Origin of the sequence: Streptomyces sp. NBC_00209 (assembly GCF_045206345.1) — a bacterium.
GTDB lineage: Bacteria > Actinomycetota > Actinomycetes > Streptomycetales > Streptomycetaceae > Streptomyces.
In genome coordinates this window covers 6,085,288-6,103,796 of record NZ_CP108121.1, presented here as the reverse complement: position 1 = coordinate 6,103,796, position 18,509 = coordinate 6,085,288, and the positions used below count along the sequence as shown (strand labels likewise).

The following is an 18,509-nucleotide window of genomic DNA, read 5'->3' as shown; positions in this document are numbered from 1 at the left end:
GGACTCCGGGGCCTGTCGATGACGACAGATGAAGCGGAACGCACAACAGGGACGCCTGATGCCGGAAAACACGGAGGACTCCGGCGATCCGGAACCTCCGCCGACGGCGGCGTACCCGCGAAACGGCCCGCCGCGCACTGCCTCCCATCCGGACTTTAACCGTCGGTCCAGGAATTTCACCTGGTCAACCGGCCGCTGGATGCGGACGGGTCGCGGACTGTAACCGCCGGTTCGGAATTGCACCGACCCCGGAGTGCGCTGCTGCTGGTACACGATCAGTGTGCCACGACCCGGCAGGGGCCAACCGGGTGAACGCTGTGGAGTGGCTCACAGACGGCACGTGACAAGAACTCTTTCGGACATCCGTACAGGAAAGTACCGCGATTGGTCCAGACCTATTGACGCACTGGTCTAGTCCTCTTAATCTCTGCGTCACCTCCGAGGAGCGGTTCCGCGGTGTGCGCACGCCCGGGACCAGGCACGACCCACCCCCCTTTGTTCAGTTGTGTTCTGCCGACCTCCCCAGGAGGAACCGAACGTGCTGTCCCCCACCCGTGCGAGAGCCTCGCTCCTCGCCGCCGGCGCAGGCATCGCCACGCTGCTGATCGGCTTGCTCTCCGCGACCCCCTCGCAAGCCGCCGACCAGGAGTCCTGTCGCCCCGACGGGCTCTACGAGACGCCGGGCGTCTCCGTCCCCTACTGCTCCGTGTACGACTCCGAGGGCCGCGAGAAGATGGGCGCCGACCACCCCCGGCGCGTCATCGGCTACTTCACCAACTGGCGGACCGGCAAGGACGGCAAGCCCGCCTACCTGGCCTCCGACATCCCCTGGGACAAGGTCACCCACCTCAACTACGCCTTCGCGCACGTCGACGGGGCGAACAAGCTCTCCGTGGGCGCGGATGGGCCGGAAAACGCCTCCACCGGGATGACCTGGCCGGGCGTCAAGGGCGCCGAAATGGACCCGGACCTCCCCTACAAGGGCCATTTCAACCTGCTCGGCAAGTTCAAGAAGCAGTACCCGAACGTGAAGACGATGGTCTCCGTCGGCGGCTGGGCCGAGACCGGCGGCTACTTCGGCGACGACGGCGAGCGGGTCGGCTCGGGCGGCTTCTACTCCATGGCCACCAACGCCGACGGCTCGGTCAACCAGGCCGGCATCGACACCTTCGCCGCCTCGGCGGTCGACTTCGTCCGGAAGTACGGCTTCAACGGCGTCGACATCGACTACGAGTACCCGACGACCATGAAGGACGCGGGCAACCCGCTGGACTGGACGCTGTCCAACGCCCGCCGCGCCGGTCTGGTCAAGGGTTACGCCGCGCTGATGAAGACCCTGCGCGAGAAGCTGGACCGGGCCTCCGCCGCCGACGGCCACCACTACCTGCTCAGCGTCGCCGCCCCCTCGTCGGGCTACCTGCTGCGCGGCATGGAGACGTTCCAGGTCCAGAAGTACCTGGACTACGTCAACATCATGTCGTACGACCTGCACGGCGCCTGGAACGAGTACGTCGGCCCGAACGCCGCGCTCTACGACGACGGCAAGGACGCGGAGCTCGCCCAGGCGAGTGTCTACTCGACCTCGCAGTACGGCGGCACCGGATACCTCAACACGGACTGGGCGTACCACTACTTCCGCGGTTCGATGCCGTCCGGCCGTATCAACATCGGCCTGCCGTACTACACCCGCGGCTTCAAGAACGTGCAGGGCGGCACCAACGGCCTGTGGGGCAAGGCGGCTTCGACCGACTGCCCGGCCGGCGCGGGGCTGACCAAGTGCGGTGACGGTGCCGTCGGCATCGACAACCTCTGGCACGACCTGGACACCAACGGCAAGGAGTCGCCGGCCGGGTCCAACCCGATGTGGCACGCGAAGAACCTGGAGAAGGGCATCGTCGGCGACTACGTCACGGACTACGGGTTCCCCGCGGACACGAAGCTGACCGGGACCTACGTCCGCAACTACGACTCGACGCTGGTCGCGCCGTGGCTGTGGAACGCCGACAAGAAGGTCTTCCTCTCCACCGAGGACGAGCAGTCCGTGCAGGCCAAGGCGGACTACGTGGCCGACAAGGGCATCGGCGGCACGATGATCTGGGAGCTGGCCGGGGACTACGGCTGGAACGCGGCCAAGGGGCAGTACGAGCCCGGCTCCACGCTCACCTCGACGATGTACGACACCTTCAGGACGGCCGCGCCGTACGGGGCGAAGCGCTCCACGATCGACCTGCCGACGAAGGCGCTGGACATCGACGTGTCCTTCGGCCAGTTCCCGCTGGGCGACTCCAACTACCCGATCAGCCCCAAGCTGACGATCACCAACCACACCGAGGCGACGCTGCCCGGCGGTACGGAGTTCCAGTTCGACTACTCCACCTCGGCTCCGGCCAACGCCAAGGACCAGTCGGGCTTCGGCACGACGATCGTGCGCGGTGACCACACCGCCGCGAACAACGTCGGCGGGCTGAAGGGCGACTACAACCGCGTCTCGCTGAAGCTGCCGTCCTGGCAGAGCCTGGCGCCCGGCGCCTCGGTCCAGGTCGACTTCGTGTACTACCTGCCGACGTCCACGCCGTCCAACTGGACGGTGACCTTCGGCGGCACGTCCTACGCGCTGGCGGCGGACCTGGCCCGGGGCACGACGGTGGTCGAGCCGGACACGGGCTCGACCCCGACGCCGACGCCCGACCCGTCGGGCGGCACGTGCGCGGCGGCTGCGTGGAGCGCGAGCGCGGAATACGGCACCGGTACGACGGTGAGCCAGGACGGCCACCGGTGGAAGGCGAAGTGGTGGACGAAGGGCGAGAAGCCCGGGTCCACCGGTGAGTGGGGCGTCTGGCAGGACCTGGGCACCTGCTGAGCCCTGCCTCTTGAGCCCGTCCGGCGATTGAGGACGGAACCGGTTCGCCGGTCCGGGGCGACTCGCGAGGGCCCCCGGACCGGGACACGGATCAAGCGCTCGGCGCGAAAAGCACCTCCTGCGCCGCATCCCGCGCCGCGAGCAACGCCCCCCGGCGGACCGCCGTGCCGCCCAGCAGACCCGCCCGCACCCCGGTGCGCAGCGGGGACATCGCGGCCAGCCGCTCCTCGACCCGGGCGGCCAACGCGTCGCCCCCCGCCTGGCCCACCTCGCCGGAGAGCAGGACGAGCCCGGGGTCGAGGACCGAGGCCACCGCCGCGGCGCCCAGCGCGATCCGGTCGGCCAGGGCGCCGAGGAAGCCCTCGCTGTCCCCCTCCCCCGCGAGCGCCGCCCGGACGGCCTCCGCCGCACCGGGCTCCTGACCCTTCTGCGTCACGGCGATCCCGTACCGCGCGGCCAGCCCGCAGAGCGGCGCCGAGGCGACCAGTGAGTGGAAGCCGCCTTCGCAGTTGACGGCCGAGGGCGTGCCCGCCGTGCCCGGGACCGGCAGGAAGCCGAGTTCGCCCGCGCCGCCCGAGGCCCCCCGGCGCACCTTTCCGTCGAGCATGACCGCCGCCCCCACCCCGTGGCCGAGCCAGAGCAGGACGAACGTGTCGTGGTCGCGGGCCGCGCCGACGCGGTGCTCGGCGACTGCGGCGAGGTTCGTCTCGTTCTCGACCAGCACCGTCGCCGGCAGCCGCTCCTGGAGCGCCCGGACCAGGCTGCGGTGCCAGGACGGCAGCCCGCTGCTGTCCCGCAGCTCCCCCGTGACCGGGTCGATCAGCCCCGGCGCGCCGATGCCGACGCTGTGCAGGGGTGCGCTCCCCGCGTTGCGGACGGTGGCCGCCAGCAGCGCGACGGCCCGCTCCACGGCGTCGTCCCCCTCCGTCTCGCCGACCGGCAGCGTCGCCTCGGCCAGCGTCGCGCCCAGCAGATCGGCGATGACGACGGCCACGCTGTCGGTGCGCACGTCGAGCCCGGCCAGCAGCGCGCGGTCCGCGACGATGCCGTAGAGCCGGGCGTTGGGCCCCCGGCGGTCGGCCCCGGTCTCGCCGACGACATGGATGAGACCCGCGCCCCGGAGGCGGTCGACCAGGTCCGCGACGGTGGGCCGGGAGAGCCCGGTCAGGGTCTTCAGCTGCGTGGCCGTCAGGGGGCCGTCCTGCTGGAGGAGCCGCAGGGCGAGCCGGTCGTTGATGGCCCGGGCGGTGCTCGGTGATGCGGGCATGCCGGAATCCTTCCAGATCACCGCCGGACCGGAGTCGTACGGACGGTCTATTTATCAGGCAGGGTTCCTGATAGTTTATCGCCCGCATCGTGGAACAGGACTTCAGGGGAGGGCACAGCGGTATGACAACCACATCCACGGCTACGGTCTTCGGCACCCAGGAGGTGCGGCGGGCCAGGTACGCCATCGCGGCGGTCTTCACCGTGCACGGGGCGGTGACCGGCAGTTTCGCCACCCGGGTCCCCTGGATCCAGGACCACGCGGGCGTGAGCGCGGGCCAGCTGGGCCTGGCGCTGGCCTTCCCCGCCATCGGCGCCTCGGTCGCGATGCCGCTGGCCGGCACGGTGAGCCACCGCTTCGGCGCGCGGACCGCGCTGCGCGGACTGCTGGCCCTGTGGACGCTCGCGCTGATCCTGCCCGCCCTGGCCCCCAACCTGCTCACCCTGTGCGCGGCGCTGTTCGTGTACGGGGCCTCGTCCGGCATGTCCGACGTGGCGATGAACGCGCTCGGGGTCGAGGTGGAGAACCGCCTCGACAAGTCGATCATGTCCGGGCTGCACGGCATGTGGAGCGTGGGCGCCCTGCTGGGCTCGGCGGCGGGCACGGTGGCCGCCCACGCGGGCACGGACGCCCGGCTGCACCATGTGATAGCCGCCGTGGTGCTGACGCTGCTCGGCCTGACCGCCTGCCAGTGGGTGTTCGACCTGCGCAGCGAGCCGGACGAGGAGCCGCCGCCGCGCTTCGCGCTGCCGCCGAAGTCGGCCCTGATCATCGGTGCGGTGGGCTTCTGCGCGGTCTTCGCCGAGGGCGCCAGCCTCGACTGGTCGGCGGTCTACCTCCGCGACACGCTGGACAGCTCGGCCGGTCTCGCGGCGGTGGCCACCACCGCCTTCGCGCTGACGATGGCGGTCGCCCGGATCGCCGGGGACCGGGTCGTGGACCGCTTCGGCGCGGTGCGCACCGTACGGGCCGGGGGCGTCCTGGCCACGATCGGCGGGGTCCTGGTGGTCACCGCCCCGCACGTGGCCCTCGCCATGTGCGGGTTCGGGCTGATGGGGCTCGGCATCGCCGTGGTGGTCCCGCTCGCCTTCGCGGCGGCCGGGCGCAGTGGGCCCAAGCCCACCCAGGCCATCGCGGGCGTCGCGACGATCACGTACACCTCGGGCCTCATCGCCCCGTCGGCGATCGGTTCGCTGGCCGAGGCGACCTCGCTGGTCGTGTCGTTCGGCCTGGTGACGGTGCTGGCGTTCGGCCTGGTCCTGGGGGCCGGGGTGCTGCGGGCCGGTGACCGCAAGCCGACGTCCCAGGGTGCCCCGGTACGGGACGCGGCGGCCGGGCCCGGCGCCTGACCCTCCCCCGGGCCTCGCGGAACCGGCGAACCGGAACGGGTGGGTCCGGCCGAGGGGTGCGGGCCGGGCGGCACTACCATGGCGCTGATCTTTTCCGCGATGAGCGCCATGCCCGGCCGGTACGGGCTCACGCACCTACACACAGGGAGCAACCATGGGCCTCGGCGTGCGCTGGACCTTGCACGGCGACGGGAAGACGCCCGCACCGGGAGCGGTGGTCCGCCCCGACGAGCGGCTCTCCTGGCCCCGCACCGCCGGGCTCGGCGCGCAGCACGTGGTCGCCATGTTCGGCGCCTCGTTCGTGTCGCCGGTCCTGATGGGGCTCGACCCCAACCTGGCGATCATGATGTCGGGTGTCGCGACGGCCATCTTCCTGCTGGCCACACGCGGCCAGGTGCCGAGCTATCTGGGCTGTTCGCTCTCGTTCGTCGGGGTCGCCGCGACGATCCGGGCGAGCGGCGGCGACAGCGCGGTGGTGACCGGCGCGGTCTTCGTGGTCGGCGTGGTGCTCTTCCTCGCCGGTCTCGCGGTGCAGCGGTTCGGCGCGCGGATCATCCACGCGGCGATGCCGCCGGTGGTGACGGGCGCGGTGGTCATGCTCATCGGGTTCAACCTGGCGCCGGTGACCGCGTCGACGTACTGGCCGCAGGACCAGTGGACGGCCCTGCTGGTGATGCTGTTCACCGGTCTGGCCGTGGTGTGCCTGCGCGGCTTCTTCTCGCGGATCGCGATCTTCCTGGGGCTGGTCTTCGGTTACGTCCTGTCCTGGCTGCTCGACCTGGTCTTCGGCAAGATCCACTCCCCCGCCGGCGGCGCCGAGTCGGTGGACCACTGGCGGCTGGACCTGTCGGGCGTCGGGAAGGCCGACTGGATCGGGCTGCCCTCCTTCCACGCGCCGAGCTTCGAGTGGTCGGCGATCCTGGTCGCCCTGCCCGTCGTCATCGCCCTGATCGCGGAGAACGCCGGGCATGTGAAGGCGGTCGGCGAGATGACCGGCCGTTCGCTGGACGGCAAGCTGGGCACGGCCATCGCGGCGGACGGCGCCGCCTCGATGCTGTCGACGGCGGTGGGCGGCCCGCCGAACACCACGTACTCCGAGAACATCGGCGTGATGGCCGCGACCCGGGTGTACTCCACCGCCGCCTACTGGGCCGCCGCCTGCTTCGCCCTGCTCTTCGGCCTCTGCCCGAAGTTCGGCGCGATCGTGGCGGCGATCCCGGGCGGGGTGCTCGGCGGCATCACGGTCATCCTGTACGGCATGATCGGCCTGCTCGGCGCCCAGATCTGGCTGAACGCCAAGGTGGACCTGCGCAATCCGCTGAACCTGGTGCCGGCCGCGGCGGGCATCATCATCGGCGTCGGCGGGGTCAGCCTGAAGATCACGGACAACTTCGAGCTGAGCGGGATCGCCCTCGGCACCATCGTCGTGATCACCGGCTACCACGTGCTGCGCGCCTTCGCCCCGGCGCACCTGAAGACCCAGGAACCGCTGCTCGACTCGGGCACCTCGGCGTACGACAAGGAGCCCCCGGCCACGGATGCGTGACCGGGGCCCTCGCTCAGTCCTCGGGCAGTTCGACCGGGGCCAGTTCGTCGAAGCGGTCGCCGGGGCCGGGGTTGGTCGCGTCGGTCGCGCCGCCGAAGTGGGTCATCACGCCCCACACGGCGTTCAGCGCGGTCTGCACGGCGCCCTCGGCCCAGCCGGCCGTCCAGGAGATGTCGTCACCGGCCAGGAACAGGCCCCGCTTGTCGGCGGGCAGCCGGTCCTGCATGAAGTGGGTGAACAGGCGTCGCTGGTAGCGGTAGTGGCCGGGCAGGTTGGCCTTGAACGCGCCCATGAACCAGGGCTCGTTCTCCCAGGAGACGGTGACCGGGTTGCCGGTGACGTGGCTGCGGATGTCGACGTTCGGGTAGATCTCGCCGAGCGACTTCAGCATGACGTCCATCCGCTCGGTCGCCGAGAGCGGCAGCCACTTCAGGCTGTCGTCGCACCAGGTGTACGAGAGGCAGATGCTCGCCGGCCGGTCCGGCCCGTCGTCCAGCAGATACGTACCCCGGGTCATCCGGTCGGTCAGCGTCATCGACATCGTGTCGCGGCCGGTGGTCTCGTCCTTGTCCAGCCAGAACGGCCGGTCCACGGGCACGAACAGCTTGGACGACTCCATGTAGTGGGTGCGCTCCATCGCCGTCCAGTGGTCGATCGGGAAGAGCGCGTCGTCGCAGGCGATCTTGGAGAGCAGCAGCCAGGACTGCCCGGTGAAGACGGCCGCCCGGAAGGTACGGATGTCGCCGGAGGCGTCGGTCACGGTGATCCGGTTGCCGGCCGTGCGGTTCAGCCGGGTGACGGCCCCGCGCGGCTCGCCGCCGTGCAGCGAGGACAGCGAGGTGCCGAGCGGCCAGTGCGTGATCTTCCGCGGCTCCCGCTCCCAGAGGCGCAGCGGGAGCCGCTGGCTGCCGCCGACGATGGAGCGGTGGTGGTCGTCCGCCTCCGTGTAGACGACGCGCAGGATCTCCAGGATGGAGTTGGGGAAGTCGGTGTCCCAGCCGCCGGTGCCGAAGCCGACCTGGCCGAAGATCTCGCGGTGCCGGAAGGACGCGAAGGCGTCGGAGTCGCAGAGGAAGCCGTAGAAGGTCTGGTTGTCCAGCTTCTCGACCAGCCGGGTCCAGATCTCCCTGATCCGGGGCACATCGCGCTCGCGCATCGCCCGGTTCATGTCGGAGAAGTCGGCGCCCTCCTCCAGGCAGCGGTTCCAGGCGTCCATCACATCGCGGTAGACCTGCGGGAGTTCATCGATGGTCCTGGCGTAGTGCGACTCGCCCTTGAGGTCGACCACGGTCGAAGGGGTGGCCGGGCAGAGCGGGTTGGGGAACGCCTTCGTCTCCAGGCCGACGAGGTCGATGTAGTGCTGGAGGGCGGTCGAGGAGGGCGGGAAGCGCATCGCGCCCATCTCGGCGGTGAGCGGTTCGCCGTCGGTGGCACAGCCCTCGAACTCGACGGTGCGCAGCCGTCCGCCGATGCGGTCGGCCTCGTAGACGACCGGCTTGAGGCCCATCTTCATCAGTTCGTACGCGGTGATGATGCCGGAGAGCCCGCCGCCGATGACGGCCACCTCGGTGCCGTGCTCGGTCGCCGGTATCTGGCCGAGGCCCGCCGGGTGGGCGAGGAAGTCGTCGTACGCGTACGGGAAGTCCGGCCCGAACATCGTGATCGGCGGGGCCGCTTCCTCGGTGTGCTGGACGGCGGGGGGCACGGCGGTCATGGGGTACGGGCTCCTTGCGGGACGGGCGAAGACGTGACGGGGCGGGCGGACTCAGACGAGGGAGCCGTACAGGCCGGGGCGGCGGTCGCGGAGATACGGGTTGGCGGCCCGGGATGCGGCCAGCAGCGCGGGGTCGACGTCGGCGGTGACCAGTTCCTCGCCGCGCCCCGCACGGGCGCGGACCGTGCCGTCCGGACCGGCCAGGCAGCTCAGCCCGGTGAAGTCGAACGCGCCTTCCGGGCCGGTGCGGTTGACGTACGCGAGGTACAGCTGGCTCTCGAAGGCGCGGACCGGGACGAGGGATTCGGCGACGAACGAGAAGGGGTGCATCAGCGCGGTCGGGACCAGCAGGAGGTCGGTGCCGGCCAGGGCGTGCGCCCGTACGTTCTCCGGGAACTCGACGTCGTAGCAGGTCAGCAGGCCGAGGCGGACCCCGTCCAGCTCGGCCTGGACCACGGGCTGCCCGCCGGGGGTGAACCAGCGCTGCTCGAAGTCCCCGAAGAGGTGGGTCTTGCGGTAGTTGGCGAGCGTGGTGCCGTCGGGGCCGATGAGCTGCGCGGAGTTGTACAGGGTGTCGCCCTCGCGCTCCGGGTAGCCGTAGTGGACGGCGATCCCGTGGCGTACGGCGATCTCGGCGACGGCGCGGGCGGCTGGCCCGTCGGCGGCCTCGGCCAGCCGGGGGACGTCGTCGCCGATGGCGTACCCGGTGAGGTACAGCTCGGGGCAGACCAGGAGCCGGGCGCCGGTGGCGGAGGCGCGGCGCGCGGCGTCCGCCAGCAGCTCGACGGACCCGGCGACCGAGCCGGGACGCCCGGAGCTCTGGAACAGGGCGGTGCGCAACGGCGGCATGGCTGACCTCGGACGATACGGGCGGGGCGGGGACGTAGAAACGGTACGTTCCACGCTTCGGCCCGAACAAGACGCGAGCGTTGCGCACCGACGGCCGATCCGTTGCGCGGTTCGCGCGGGGCGCGAAGATTCATTGCGCCGCTCCGGCCCGACCCGCGCTTCGAGGACCCGGGGCCCATTCCGGCCCGACCCCCGCTTTGCGGCCGGGAGCAGCCCATTCCAGCCCGTCCGGCGTTTGAGGACGGAACCCTCGCCGGAGGACCCGGCCCACCCAGCGGACGGCCGCTACCCCGGATACCGCCGCAACAGCGGCGAAAGCACCAGCACGGACTTCGTCCGTTCCACGTACGGCTCCCCCGCGATCCGCTCAAGCACCTGCTCGAAGTGCCGCATGTCCGCCGCGAAGACCTGGACCAGCGCATCCGCGTCGCCGGTGACCGTGGACGCGGAGGCGACCTCGGGATACCGGGCGAGCCCCTGCTTGATGGACTCCGGGGAGGTGTTGCGGCTGCAGTAGATCTCGATGTACCCCTCGGTCTCCCAGCCGAGCGCCGCCGGGTCCACCCGCACGGTGAACCCGGTGATGGCCCCCTCGGCGCGCAGCCGGTCGACCCGGCGTTTCACGGCGGGCGCGGACAGGCCGATGATCGAGCCGATGTCGGCGTAGGAGCGGCGGGCGTCCTCGGCCAGGGCGTGGACGATGCGTTCGTCGAGGTCGTTCAGTCGCACGTCGTACGGGTCACTTCTCTACGGGGGCACGGACGGATCCGGGCATGACTGTGCCGGGGGGCCGGCACGCGCCGTCCCCCCGGCAGTAGACCACGGGTCAGCTCCAGCTGGCGTGCAGCGGCTTGCCCTCCGCGTAGCCGGCGGCGCTCTGCACCCCGACGACGGCCTTCTCGGCGAATTCCGCGAGGGAGGCCGCGCCCGCGTACGTGCAGGAGGAGCGGACGCCCGCGATGATCGAGTCGATCAGGTCCTCGACGCCGGGGCGGGCCGGGTCCAGGAACATCCGCGAGGTGGAGATTCCCTCCTCGAAGAGCGCCTTGCGGGCGCGGTCGTACGCGGACTCGTCGGAGGTCCGGTTCTTCACGGCACGCGCGGACGCCATGCCGAAGGACTCCTTGTAGAAGCGGCCGTCGGCGCTCTGCTGGAGGTCGCCCGGGGACTCGTAGGTCCCGGCGAACCAGGAGCCGATCATCACGTTGGAGGCACCGGCGGCGAGCGCCATGGCGACGTCGCGCGGGTGGCGGACCCCGCCGTCGGCCCAGACGTGCTTGCCGTACTTCTTCGCCTCGGCGGCGCACTCCAGCACGGCCGAGAACTGGGGGCGGCCCACGCCGGTCATCATGCGGGTGGTGCACATGGCACCGGGTCCGACACCGACCTTGATGATGTCCGCGCCGGCCTCGATGAGGTCGCGCACCCCCTCGGCGGCGACGATGTTGCCCGCCACGATCGGCACCTGCGGGTCCAGCGCCCGGACCGCGCGCACCGCGCTGATCATGGACTCCTGGTGACCGTGCGCGGTGTCCACGACGAGGGTGTCCACACCCGCGTCGAGGAGCTGCTTCGCCTTGCCGGCCACGTCGCCGTTGATGCCGACGGCGGCGGCGATCCGCAGCTTGCCGGCCGCGTCGGTGGCCGGGGTGTAGAGCGTGGCGCGCAGGGCGGCCTTGCGGGTGAGGATGCCGACGAGGCGCCCCTCCGCGTCGACGGCGGGGGCGAGCTTGCGGTTGGCGCCGTCCAGCTTGTTGAAGGCGTCGCGCGGGTCGATGTCCGCGTCCAGGACGACCAGGTCCTTGGACATGACCTCGGAGAGCTGGGTGAAGCGGTCCACGCCGGACAGGTCGTGGTCGGTGACCACGCCGACGGGCCGGCGGTCGGCGTCCACGACGACCCCGGCGCCGTGCGCGCGCTTGTGCAGCAGGGACAGCGCGTCGGCGACGGTCTGGCCGGGCAACAGCTCGATGGGCGTGTCGAGCACCAGGTGGCGCGTCTTCACCCAGGCGACGACCTCGGTGACGACCTCGATCGGGATGTCCTGCGGGATGACGACGAGCCCGCCGCGGCGGGCGATGGTCTCGGCCATCCGGCGGCCCGCGATCGCGGTCATGTTCGCGACGACGAGGGGGATGGTGGTGCCGCTGCCGTCGGGCGAGGACAGGTCGACGGCCTGGCGTGATCCAACCGCCGACCGGCCCGGGACCATGAAGACGTCGTCGTACGTGAGGTCGTATGGAACCGAGGGGGACTCTGTATAGCGACCGGTGCCGGGCTCAAGAAAACGCATAACACTCATTTTTTCATACGAAATGGCGCAGGTCGCTTCCACGAAGACACAGCAAATGACTCCCGCACTCGTATGTTCCTACGAAAGAACCGCTGCGGGAGTCCCGGGCAAGTGCCACCTGCCTTACCCCCGGACCTTACCCGAACAGCTTTCAACCATTCCCGATCATCCGCCCTGGACCTGGTGACAAGGGGTCAGGTAGCTTCAAACCCGCAGGTCCCGTGGGTCACCACAACGCCCCGGAGGAACGGACGGATCATGCTCAACTTCCGTCACCCGTACGACCGGAGAGGATCACGACCCGCCCGTGGAGAACGAACTGCCGGACATCTACTGCCCGTTCCCCCAGCGGACGAACCCGCACGTCACCCACGTACGGGAGCATCTGGACACCTGGACCCGCAACACCGGTCTGGTGCACCGGGATTCGGCCAGGGAGCGTTTCGAGCAGGCGGACTTCGGCGCGTTCGTCGGCATGGTCTACCCGACCGCCGACAGTGAGAATCTGGACCTGGTCGCCGACTGGTTCGTCTGGCTCTTCCTCGTGGACGACCAACTGGACGACGGCCATCTCGGCCGGAGCCCGGAGCGGGTGCGGGACGTCGTCGCCCTGATGCTGGCCGTGGTCGAGGGCACCCGCACCGGCGTGCTGGAGAACGAGGAGCTGCCCGCCGCCGTGGTGGCCCTCGTCGACCTGTGGCAACGTACGACGCCGACCGCGGCGGTGCACTGGCGGCGCAGGTTCGCCTGGCACCTGAAGAAGTACCTCACCACCGCCACCACCTGGGAAGCCGGGAACCGGGCGGCGAACGTGGTGCCGTCGGAGGAGCTGTACGTGGAGAAGCGCCGGCACACCGGCGCGATCATCGTCTGCATGGACCTGATAGAGATCGTCGCGGGCATCGAGGCGCCCTCCTCGATCCACAACGACCCCCGGTTCATCACCGCTCTGGAGGCGTCCTGCAACCACGTCTGCTGGGCCAATGACGTGTATTCGTACGAGAAGGAGCAGGTGCTCGGCGAGATCCACAACCTCGTCCACCTGGTCCGCCACCACCGCGGCTACGGCAAGCAGGAGGCGCTGGAGCACGTCTGCGCGGAGATCGCCGTCGAGACGGAGCGCTTCCTGACGGCGGAGACCGAACTGCTGGAGGCGTATCCGCAGCTGACGCCGATGCTGGAGCCGTATCTCGACGGCATGCGCAGCTGGATGCGCGGCAATCTCGACTGGTCCCGCCAGACGCCCCGCTACAACCCTGCCGACGTCAGCCAGTACGAGCAGCCCGAGCAGTATCTGGAGTCCACGGTCCTGGGCGTCTCCCAGGACTGAGCACCGGCGGTACGGGAGAGGGGCGAGCGGTCACGGACCGCTCGCCCCTCTCCCGTACGACCGTAGGCCCGTACGGCTCAGTCACTGTCCGGGTCCGTGCGGTCCAGGGCCGGCCGGCGCGGGGCGGCGGACTCGGTGAGGAGGTAGTCGGCGGCGGCCGTGTCCGTCACCAGGCTGGTGACCAGGCCGGACCGCAGCACCGCGCCGATCGCGGCGGCCTTGCGCTGCCCGCCCGCGATGGCCACCACCTCGGGGATCCGGCGCAGCCGGTCCGCCTCGACGGTGATGCACCGCTCGCCGAGGTCCCGGCCGACCCGGCGGCCCTCCGCGTCGAAGAGGTGGGCGGACATCTCGGCGGCGACGCCGAGCGAGGCGTAGTGCCGGCGCTCCTCGTCGGAGAGCATGTCGTGCACGGTCGAGATGCCCGGCTCCCAGGAACCGATGGAGACGGCCGCGACCGTCACCTTGTCGAAGTACTCGAAGGCGCGGGCGATCCCCGTCTGATGGCGCAGCGCGGCGGCCGTCGCCGGATCGGGCAGCAGCATCGGCGCGTAGATCGGGTGGGCCTCGCCCCCGGAGACCTGGGCGGCGCGCCGCACGGCCTCCACCGAACCGCGCTCGGCGGTGCCCGCGTCGTACACCCCGGTGAGCTGCACGACCGTGCACGGGGGCAGCCGGTCGAGGGCGGCGGCCATATGGATGGTGGAGCGGCCCCAGGCGAGCCCGAGCACATCGCCCTCGGCCACCAGTTCGCCGAGCAGGTCGGCCGCGACCTCGCCCAGGTTCTCCGGGTCCGCCGCGTCGTCCTGCTCCTCCGCCGGGGACTCCACGACGACCGCGTGGCGCAACCCGTAGCGGGCCCGGAGCGCGTCGGAGCGCTCCGCGTCCAGTTCCGCGGGGACCCGGATCTCGATGCGTACGAGGTCGCGCTCCAGGGCGGTCTCCAGCACCCGGGCGACCTTGAAGCGGCTGACGCCGAACTCCTCGGCGATCTGGATCTTGGACTTGCCCTCAAGGTAGAAGCGGCGGGCCATGGCCGCCGCCTGCACCAGCTCCGCGGGCCCCATCCGCAGGGCGGACCGGCCCGCCGACATTGCAGACACCGCGTTCTCCTCACTGCTGTTCACGCTCTTGATACGCCGTTCATCCTGTCAGATACGGCGATCCCTGCCGGGTCCCGTCGGACCCCGTTCATCTGCCCTTGGCCCGCGCGACGCTCGCCCGCCCCGGACTCAGTGCGCGCAGGCCCAGCCGGCCGCTCCGATGGCCCCGTCGGCCTGGGCGCGCAGCGCCCGCACCGCGGCGGCCGGGTCGCCCGCCCCGTAGACCGCGGAGCCGGCGACGAAGACATCGGCGCCGGCCTCGGCGCACCGCTCGATGGTGGACTCGGAGACGCCGCCGTCGACCTGGAGCCACAGATCGAGCCCGTGCTTGGAGATCAGCTCACGGGTGCGGCGGATCTTCGGCAGCATGATGTCCAGGAACGCCTGGCCGCCGAAGCCCGGCTCCACGGTCATGATCAGCAGCATGTCGAGCTCGGGGAGCAGGTCCTCGTACGGCTCGATGGGCGTCGCCGGCCTGAGCGCCATGGAGGCGCGGGCGCCCTTGGCGCGGATCTCCCGGGCCAGCCGCACGGGGGCGGCGGCGGCCTCGACGTGGAAGGTGACCGACCCGGCCCCCGCCTCGACGTACTGCGGGGCCCAGCGGTCCGCGTCCTCGATCATCAGATGGCAGTCCAGCGGCGTGTCCGTGGCCCTGCTCAGCGATTCCACGATCGGAACGCCGAGGGTCAGATTGGGCACGAAGTGGTTGTCCATGACATCGACATGGAGCCAGTCGGCACCTTCCACGGCCTTGGCCTCATCGGCGAGGCGCGCGAAATCGGCGGAGAGAATACTCGGGTTGATCTGGGCCATGGGCCAAGCCTGCCATGTTCTGCGTCACTTCCCGGCCTCGGTGCGCTCCAAAGGCTCACGGGATCATTACGGTTCGCGCATTCCCGGCGTTTCGCCCCGGTGAGGGGCCCGCGGTCAGGCGGTACGGCGGAGCAGCGCCAGGTACATCGCGTCGGTGCCGTGCAGATGCGGCCAGAGCTGGACGTCGGGTCCGTCGCCCAGCGCGGGCACGCCCGGCAGCAGCGGACGGGCATCGATCCACTCCGCCTCGACGGGCGCCCCGCCGCGTCCCTTGAGCACGTCCTCCACGACGACCCGGGTCTCCGCGAGGTGCGGCGAGCAGGTCGCGTACCCGACGACACCGCCGACGCGTACGGCCTTCAGCGCCTCGCGCAGCAGCCCGCGCTGGAGGGGCGCGAAGCTCTCCAGATCCTCCGGACGACGGCGCCAGCGGGCCTCGGGGCGACGGCGGAGCGCGCCGAGCCCGGTGCACGGCACGTCCATCAGGACCCGGTCGAAGCTGCCGGGGCGCCACGGCGGGCGGGTGCCGTCGGCGGTGATCACCTGGTACGGGCCGGGGTTGCCGGCCAGCGCGCGTTCCACGAGGCGGGCCCGGTGGGGCTGCTTCTCGGCGGCCAGCAGGGCGGCGCCGCGGCCGGCGGCGAGGGCGGCGAGCAGGGCGGCCTTCCCGCCGGGGCCCGCGCAGCCGTCGAGCCAGCGGGCGTCGCTGCCCTCCAGCGGGGCGGCCGCCAGGGCGGCGGCGACGAGCTGGCTGCCCTCGTCCTGGACCCCGGCCCGGCTCTCGCGCACGGCGGTCAGGGCGCCGGGCTCGCCGCCCTCGGCCATCCGCACGGCGTAGGGCGACCAGCGGCCGGGCAGCGCGTTGTCCTCGCCCAGCTCCTCGGTGAGCTCGTCCGTGGTGGAGCGGCCGGGGCGGGCGACGAGGGTGACCTCGGGGCGCTCGTTGTCGGCGTCGAGCAGGTCCTCGATCCCGGCGCGGCCGCCCCCGAGCGCGTCCCAGAGCGCGGAGACGACCCAGCGCGGGTGCGAGTGGACGACCGCGAGGTGGTCCTCGGCGTCGTCCTCGTAGGAGGGGGCCACCTTCGCGACCCAGCCGTCGAGGTCGTCGGCGGACACCTTGCGCAGGACGGCGTTGACGAACTTGGCGCGCCCCTCCCCCAGCACCACCCGGGCCAGCTCCACGCTCGCGGAGACGGCCGCGTGGGTCGGGATACGGGTGCCAAGGAGCTGGTGCACGCCCATGTTCAGCACGTCCAGGACCGGCGGGTCCACCTCGCGCAGCGGCCGGTCGATGCAGGCGGCGACGATCGCGTCGTACGTCCCCTGGCGGCGCAGCGTCCCGTAGACCAGCTCGGTCGCCAGGGCGGCGTCGCGGTGGTCGAAGTCGCCCTTGGCCCTGGCCTTCTTCAGCAGCGGGGGCAGGACGAGGTTCGCGTACGCGTCGCGCTCGTCCACGGCCCGCAGGACCTCGAAGGCCAGGAAGCGGACCGGGTCCTTCTGGGGACGGCGGTGCGGCTTGGCGGGACGGCGACGCGGCTGGTCGTTCACGTGAAAGGTGCTCCGCTGAATATCGAGAGGGCGAACCCTCCCAGCCTACGTCCCCGCCCCGGGGTGATCGGTCCCCGCGCCCCGCCCCCGGGGATCAGCTCCTGCGCCCCGCCCCGGGGATCAGCTCCCGACCAGCTCGCCGGCGGCGATGCGCACCCCGCGCGCCCAGTCGGCGGCGCGCATCGGCTTCTTGCCCTGCGGCTGCACCCACAGCAGCTCGACCGCGTGCGACCCGGTGCCGACGAACACGTTGTTCTTGCCCACCGACAGCTCACCGGGCGCCAGCTCGGACCGGTCCACGGCGGGGGTGGCCTGGACGAGCTTCAGGCGCTCGCCCCGGAACGGCGTCCAGGCGCCCGGGGCGGGGGTGCAGCCGCGGATGACGCGGTCGACGCGGAGGGCGGGCGCGGACCACTGGACCTGGGCGTCCTCGACGGTGATCTTCGGCGCGAGGGTGACCCCGTCGGCGGGCTGCGGGACAGCGTGCAGGGTGCCGTCCTCGATGCCGTCCATGGTGGCGGCCAGCAGCCCGGACCCGGCGAACGCCAGCCGGGTCAGCAGATCGCCGCTGGTGTCGGTCGGGCGGACCTCCTCCGTCAGGACGCCGTAGACCGGCCCGGAGTCCAGGCCCTCCTCGATCAGGAAGGTGGACGCCCCGGTCACCTCGTCGCCGGACATCACCGCGTGCTGCACGGGGGCCGCGCCGCGCCAGGCGGGCAGCAGCGAGAAGTGCAGGTTGACCCAGCCCTTCGCGGGGATGTCGAGCGCCGCCTTGGGCAGTAGCGCGCCGTACGCGACGACCGGGCAGCAGTCCGGCGCGATCTCGCGCAGCCGCGCGAGGAAGTCCTCGTCCCGGGGCCTGGCGGGCTTCAGCACCTCGATCCCGGCCTCCTCGGCGCGCTCGGCGACCGGGCTGGCCACCAGTCGCCGGCCACGCCCCGCGGGCGCGTCGGGCCGGGTCACGACGGCGGCCACCTCGTGCCGGCCGGAGGCGATCAGGGCGTCGAGTGCGGGAACGGCTACCTCGGGGGTGCCTGCGAAGACGAGCTTCATGGGTGGCTGACTGCCTCTCAGGCCGGACTCTCAGGCCGAAACGTTACGGTGACGAGCAACGCACAAGTCTATGGGGCGGCGGGCCGGGGGGCGTACGCACTGTCGCGCGCCCCTCGCAGGTGCGCATACGCCCCCCGAGCGTGACCAGATCCCCCGGTGCGGCGTTGGTCAAGAGAGATTGACCGAAGCGAGCCGCCCTGGTGCGGCCCGATCCCTTTCAACGCCGGTTCGAGAGGCTTCTTCATGGCCGACCACGCAACCCACGACGCCCAAGCGCGGGCCAGCCTGCATCTCCTGGTGCGGGACATCGAGCGGGTCCGGCGGCAGGTGGACGCACTGCGCACGCTCACCGCACAGCTGGGCAACGTCTACCGTCCGCGCCGCTCCGGCCCGTCCGCGGGCTTCGTCGTCTACGGCAGGGCCCCGGCCCCGACGGTCAGACTGGCCCAGGAACTGCGGGACAGCGTCGAGACGCTGGTCACGGCGGCCGTGGACTTCGACCGCTCGCTGGGCTTCTCCTGGGACGCGGTGGGCTCCGCGCTCGGGGTCACCAAGCAGGCCGTCCACCGCCGTTACGGATCACGGCGCACGACCCCGCAGCCCACGGCACCCGAGTCCGCGGAGGTCATCCCCCAACGCGGCCCCACGGTCCCCGCCGCCCGAGCCCCCCAACCCCCCACAGACCGCCCCAACCCCTTCCCGGGCCCCCGCAACGGTTGACCTGGGGGTGAGGCGGGTCGTCCCTTCGCACACGCGAGGGGACGACCCGCTCACGCACCAACCG

14 protein-coding genes and 1 riboswitch are annotated in these 18,509 nt (G+C 71.6%); of the genes, 5 read left to right on the top strand and 9 right to left on the bottom strand.

The window, feature by feature from the left end; all coding sequences use genetic code 11:
* Positions 1 to 130: 130 nt before the first annotated feature.
* A riboswitch (FMN riboswitch) is annotated at positions 131 to 261 on the bottom strand.
* Between the two features lie 277 nt (positions 262 to 538).
* Positions 539 to 2,860, top strand: coding sequence for a chitinase C-terminal domain-containing protein (locus OG867_RS27800; RefSeq protein ID WP_406289412.1), 2,322 nt, complete (start codon positions 539 to 541; stop codon positions 2,858 to 2,860).
* 91 nt (positions 2,861 to 2,951) lie between these two features.
* Here OG867_RS27800 and OG867_RS27795 read toward each other — a convergent pair whose 3' ends face one another.
* Positions 2,952 to 4,127 (bottom strand): ROK family transcriptional regulator, encoded by a 1,176-nt coding sequence (locus OG867_RS27795; protein WP_406289410.1) that lies wholly within the window; start codon positions 4,125 to 4,127, stop codon positions 2,952 to 2,954.
* Positions 4,128 to 4,249: 122 nt separating this feature from the next.
* Between OG867_RS27795 and OG867_RS27790 the strand changes: the two genes are divergently transcribed.
* Positions 4,250 to 5,476 carry an MFS transporter gene (locus OG867_RS27790; protein WP_406289408.1) on the top strand — a complete coding sequence of 409 codons (1,227 nt, stop codon included), beginning with the start codon at positions 4,250 to 4,252 and terminating at the stop codon, positions 5,474 to 5,476.
* A gap of 154 nt (positions 5,477 to 5,630) precedes the next feature.
* Positions 5,631 to 7,022 (top strand): solute carrier family 23 protein, encoded by a 1,392-nt coding sequence (locus tag OG867_RS27785; protein ID WP_328899213.1) that lies wholly within the window; start codon positions 5,631 to 5,633, stop codon positions 7,020 to 7,022.
* 13 nt (positions 7,023 to 7,035) lie between these two features.
* Here OG867_RS27785 and OG867_RS27780 read toward each other — a convergent pair whose 3' ends face one another.
* From OG867_RS27780 to OG867_RS27765, 4 genes are all read right to left on the bottom strand, one after another.
* Positions 7,036 to 8,736 (bottom strand): flavin monoamine oxidase family protein, encoded by a 1,701-nt coding sequence (locus OG867_RS27780; protein ID WP_406289404.1) that lies wholly within the window; start codon positions 8,734 to 8,736, stop codon positions 7,036 to 7,038.
* Between the two features lie 51 nt (positions 8,737 to 8,787).
* Complete coding sequence (locus OG867_RS27775; RefSeq protein ID WP_406289401.1) at positions 8,788 to 9,585, bottom strand: carbon-nitrogen hydrolase family protein; 798 nt, start codon at positions 9,583 to 9,585, stop codon at positions 8,788 to 8,790.
* A 285-nt stretch (positions 9,586 to 9,870) separates the two neighbouring features.
* Positions 9,871 to 10,314, bottom strand: coding sequence for an Lrp/AsnC family transcriptional regulator (locus OG867_RS27770; protein ID WP_161208500.1), 444 nt, complete (start codon positions 10,312 to 10,314; stop codon positions 9,871 to 9,873).
* Positions 10,315 to 10,411: 97 nt separating this feature from the next.
* The gene (locus OG867_RS27765) at positions 10,412 to 11,878 is read right to left on the bottom strand and encodes a GuaB1 family IMP dehydrogenase-related protein (RefSeq protein ID WP_406289398.1); all 1,467 of its coding nucleotides are present in this window, start codon (positions 11,876 to 11,878) and stop codon (positions 10,412 to 10,414) included.
* Between the two features lie 307 nt (positions 11,879 to 12,185).
* On the opposite strand from OG867_RS27765, the gene OG867_RS27760 reads away from it, so the two are divergent.
* Positions 12,186 to 13,208: a terpene cyclase gene (locus OG867_RS27760; protein WP_406289396.1), complete on the top strand. Its 1,023-nt coding sequence runs from the start codon at positions 12,186 to 12,188 to the stop codon at positions 13,206 to 13,208.
* Between the two features lie 77 nt (positions 13,209 to 13,285).
* Here OG867_RS27760 and OG867_RS27755 read toward each other — a convergent pair whose 3' ends face one another.
* The 4 genes from OG867_RS27755 to fmt form a co-directional block, all read right to left on the bottom strand.
* The gene (locus OG867_RS27755) at positions 13,286 to 14,302 is read right to left on the bottom strand and encodes a sugar-binding transcriptional regulator (RefSeq protein ID WP_406291197.1); all 1,017 of its coding nucleotides are present in this window, start codon (positions 14,300 to 14,302) and stop codon (positions 13,286 to 13,288) included.
* A 138-nt stretch (positions 14,303 to 14,440) separates the two neighbouring features.
* The gene (gene rpe, locus OG867_RS27750) at positions 14,441 to 15,124 is read right to left on the bottom strand and encodes a ribulose-phosphate 3-epimerase (RefSeq protein WP_328899218.1); all 684 of its coding nucleotides are present in this window, start codon (positions 15,122 to 15,124) and stop codon (positions 14,441 to 14,443) included.
* A 114-nt stretch (positions 15,125 to 15,238) separates the two neighbouring features.
* Entirely contained in the window at positions 15,239 to 16,672 is a 1,434-nt protein-coding gene (locus tag OG867_RS27745) for a transcription antitermination factor NusB (protein WP_328899219.1), read from the bottom strand.
* A gap of 120 nt (positions 16,673 to 16,792) precedes the next feature.
* Entirely contained in the window at positions 16,793 to 17,725 is a 933-nt protein-coding gene (fmt, locus tag OG867_RS27740; RefSeq protein ID WP_406289392.1) for a methionyl-tRNA formyltransferase, read from the bottom strand.
* A gap of 243 nt (positions 17,726 to 17,968) precedes the next feature.
* Between fmt and OG867_RS27735 the strand changes: the two genes are divergently transcribed.
* Positions 17,969 to 18,445, top strand: a complete 477-nt coding sequence (locus OG867_RS27735; RefSeq protein ID WP_161211039.1) for a hypothetical protein — start codon at positions 17,969 to 17,971, stop codon at positions 18,443 to 18,445.
* Positions 18,446 to 18,509: the final 64 nt, after the last annotated feature.

What these genes read in the sequence shown, in the direction of transcription:
- OG867_RS27795 (WP_406289410.1), bottom strand. Translation starts at nt 4,127, where the DNA reads ATGCCCGCATCACCGAGCACCGCCCGGGCCATCAACGACCGGCTCGCC.
- OG867_RS27790 (WP_406289408.1), top strand. Translation starts at nt 4,250, where the DNA reads ATGACAACCACATCCACGGCTACGGTCTTCGGCACCCAGGAGGTGCGG.
- OG867_RS27785 (WP_328899213.1), top strand. Translation starts at nt 5,631, where the DNA reads ATGGGCCTCGGCGTGCGCTGGACCTTGCACGGCGACGGGAAGACGCCC.
- OG867_RS27780 (WP_406289404.1), bottom strand. Translation starts at nt 8,736, where the DNA reads ATGACCGCCGTGCCCCCCGCCGTCCAGCACACCGAGGAAGCGGCCCCG.
- OG867_RS27775 (WP_406289401.1), bottom strand. Translation starts at nt 9,585, where the DNA reads ATGCCGCCGTTGCGCACCGCCCTGTTCCAGAGCTCCGGGCGTCCCGGC.
- OG867_RS27765 (WP_406289398.1), bottom strand. Translation starts at nt 11,878, where the DNA reads ATGCGTTTTCTTGAGCCCGGCACCGGTCGCTATACAGAGTCCCCCTCG.
- OG867_RS27755 (WP_406291197.1), bottom strand. Translation starts at nt 14,302, where the DNA reads ATGTCGGCGGGCCGGTCCGCCCTGCGGATGGGGCCCGCGGAGCTGGTG.
- rpe (WP_328899218.1), bottom strand. Translation starts at nt 15,124, where the DNA reads ATGGCCCAGATCAACCCGAGTATTCTCTCCGCCGATTTCGCGCGCCTC.
- fmt (WP_406289392.1), bottom strand. Translation starts at nt 17,725, where the DNA reads ATGAAGCTCGTCTTCGCAGGCACCCCCGAGGTAGCCGTTCCCGCACTC.
- OG867_RS27735 (WP_161211039.1), top strand. Translation starts at nt 17,969, where the DNA reads ATGGCCGACCACGCAACCCACGACGCCCAAGCGCGGGCCAGCCTGCAT.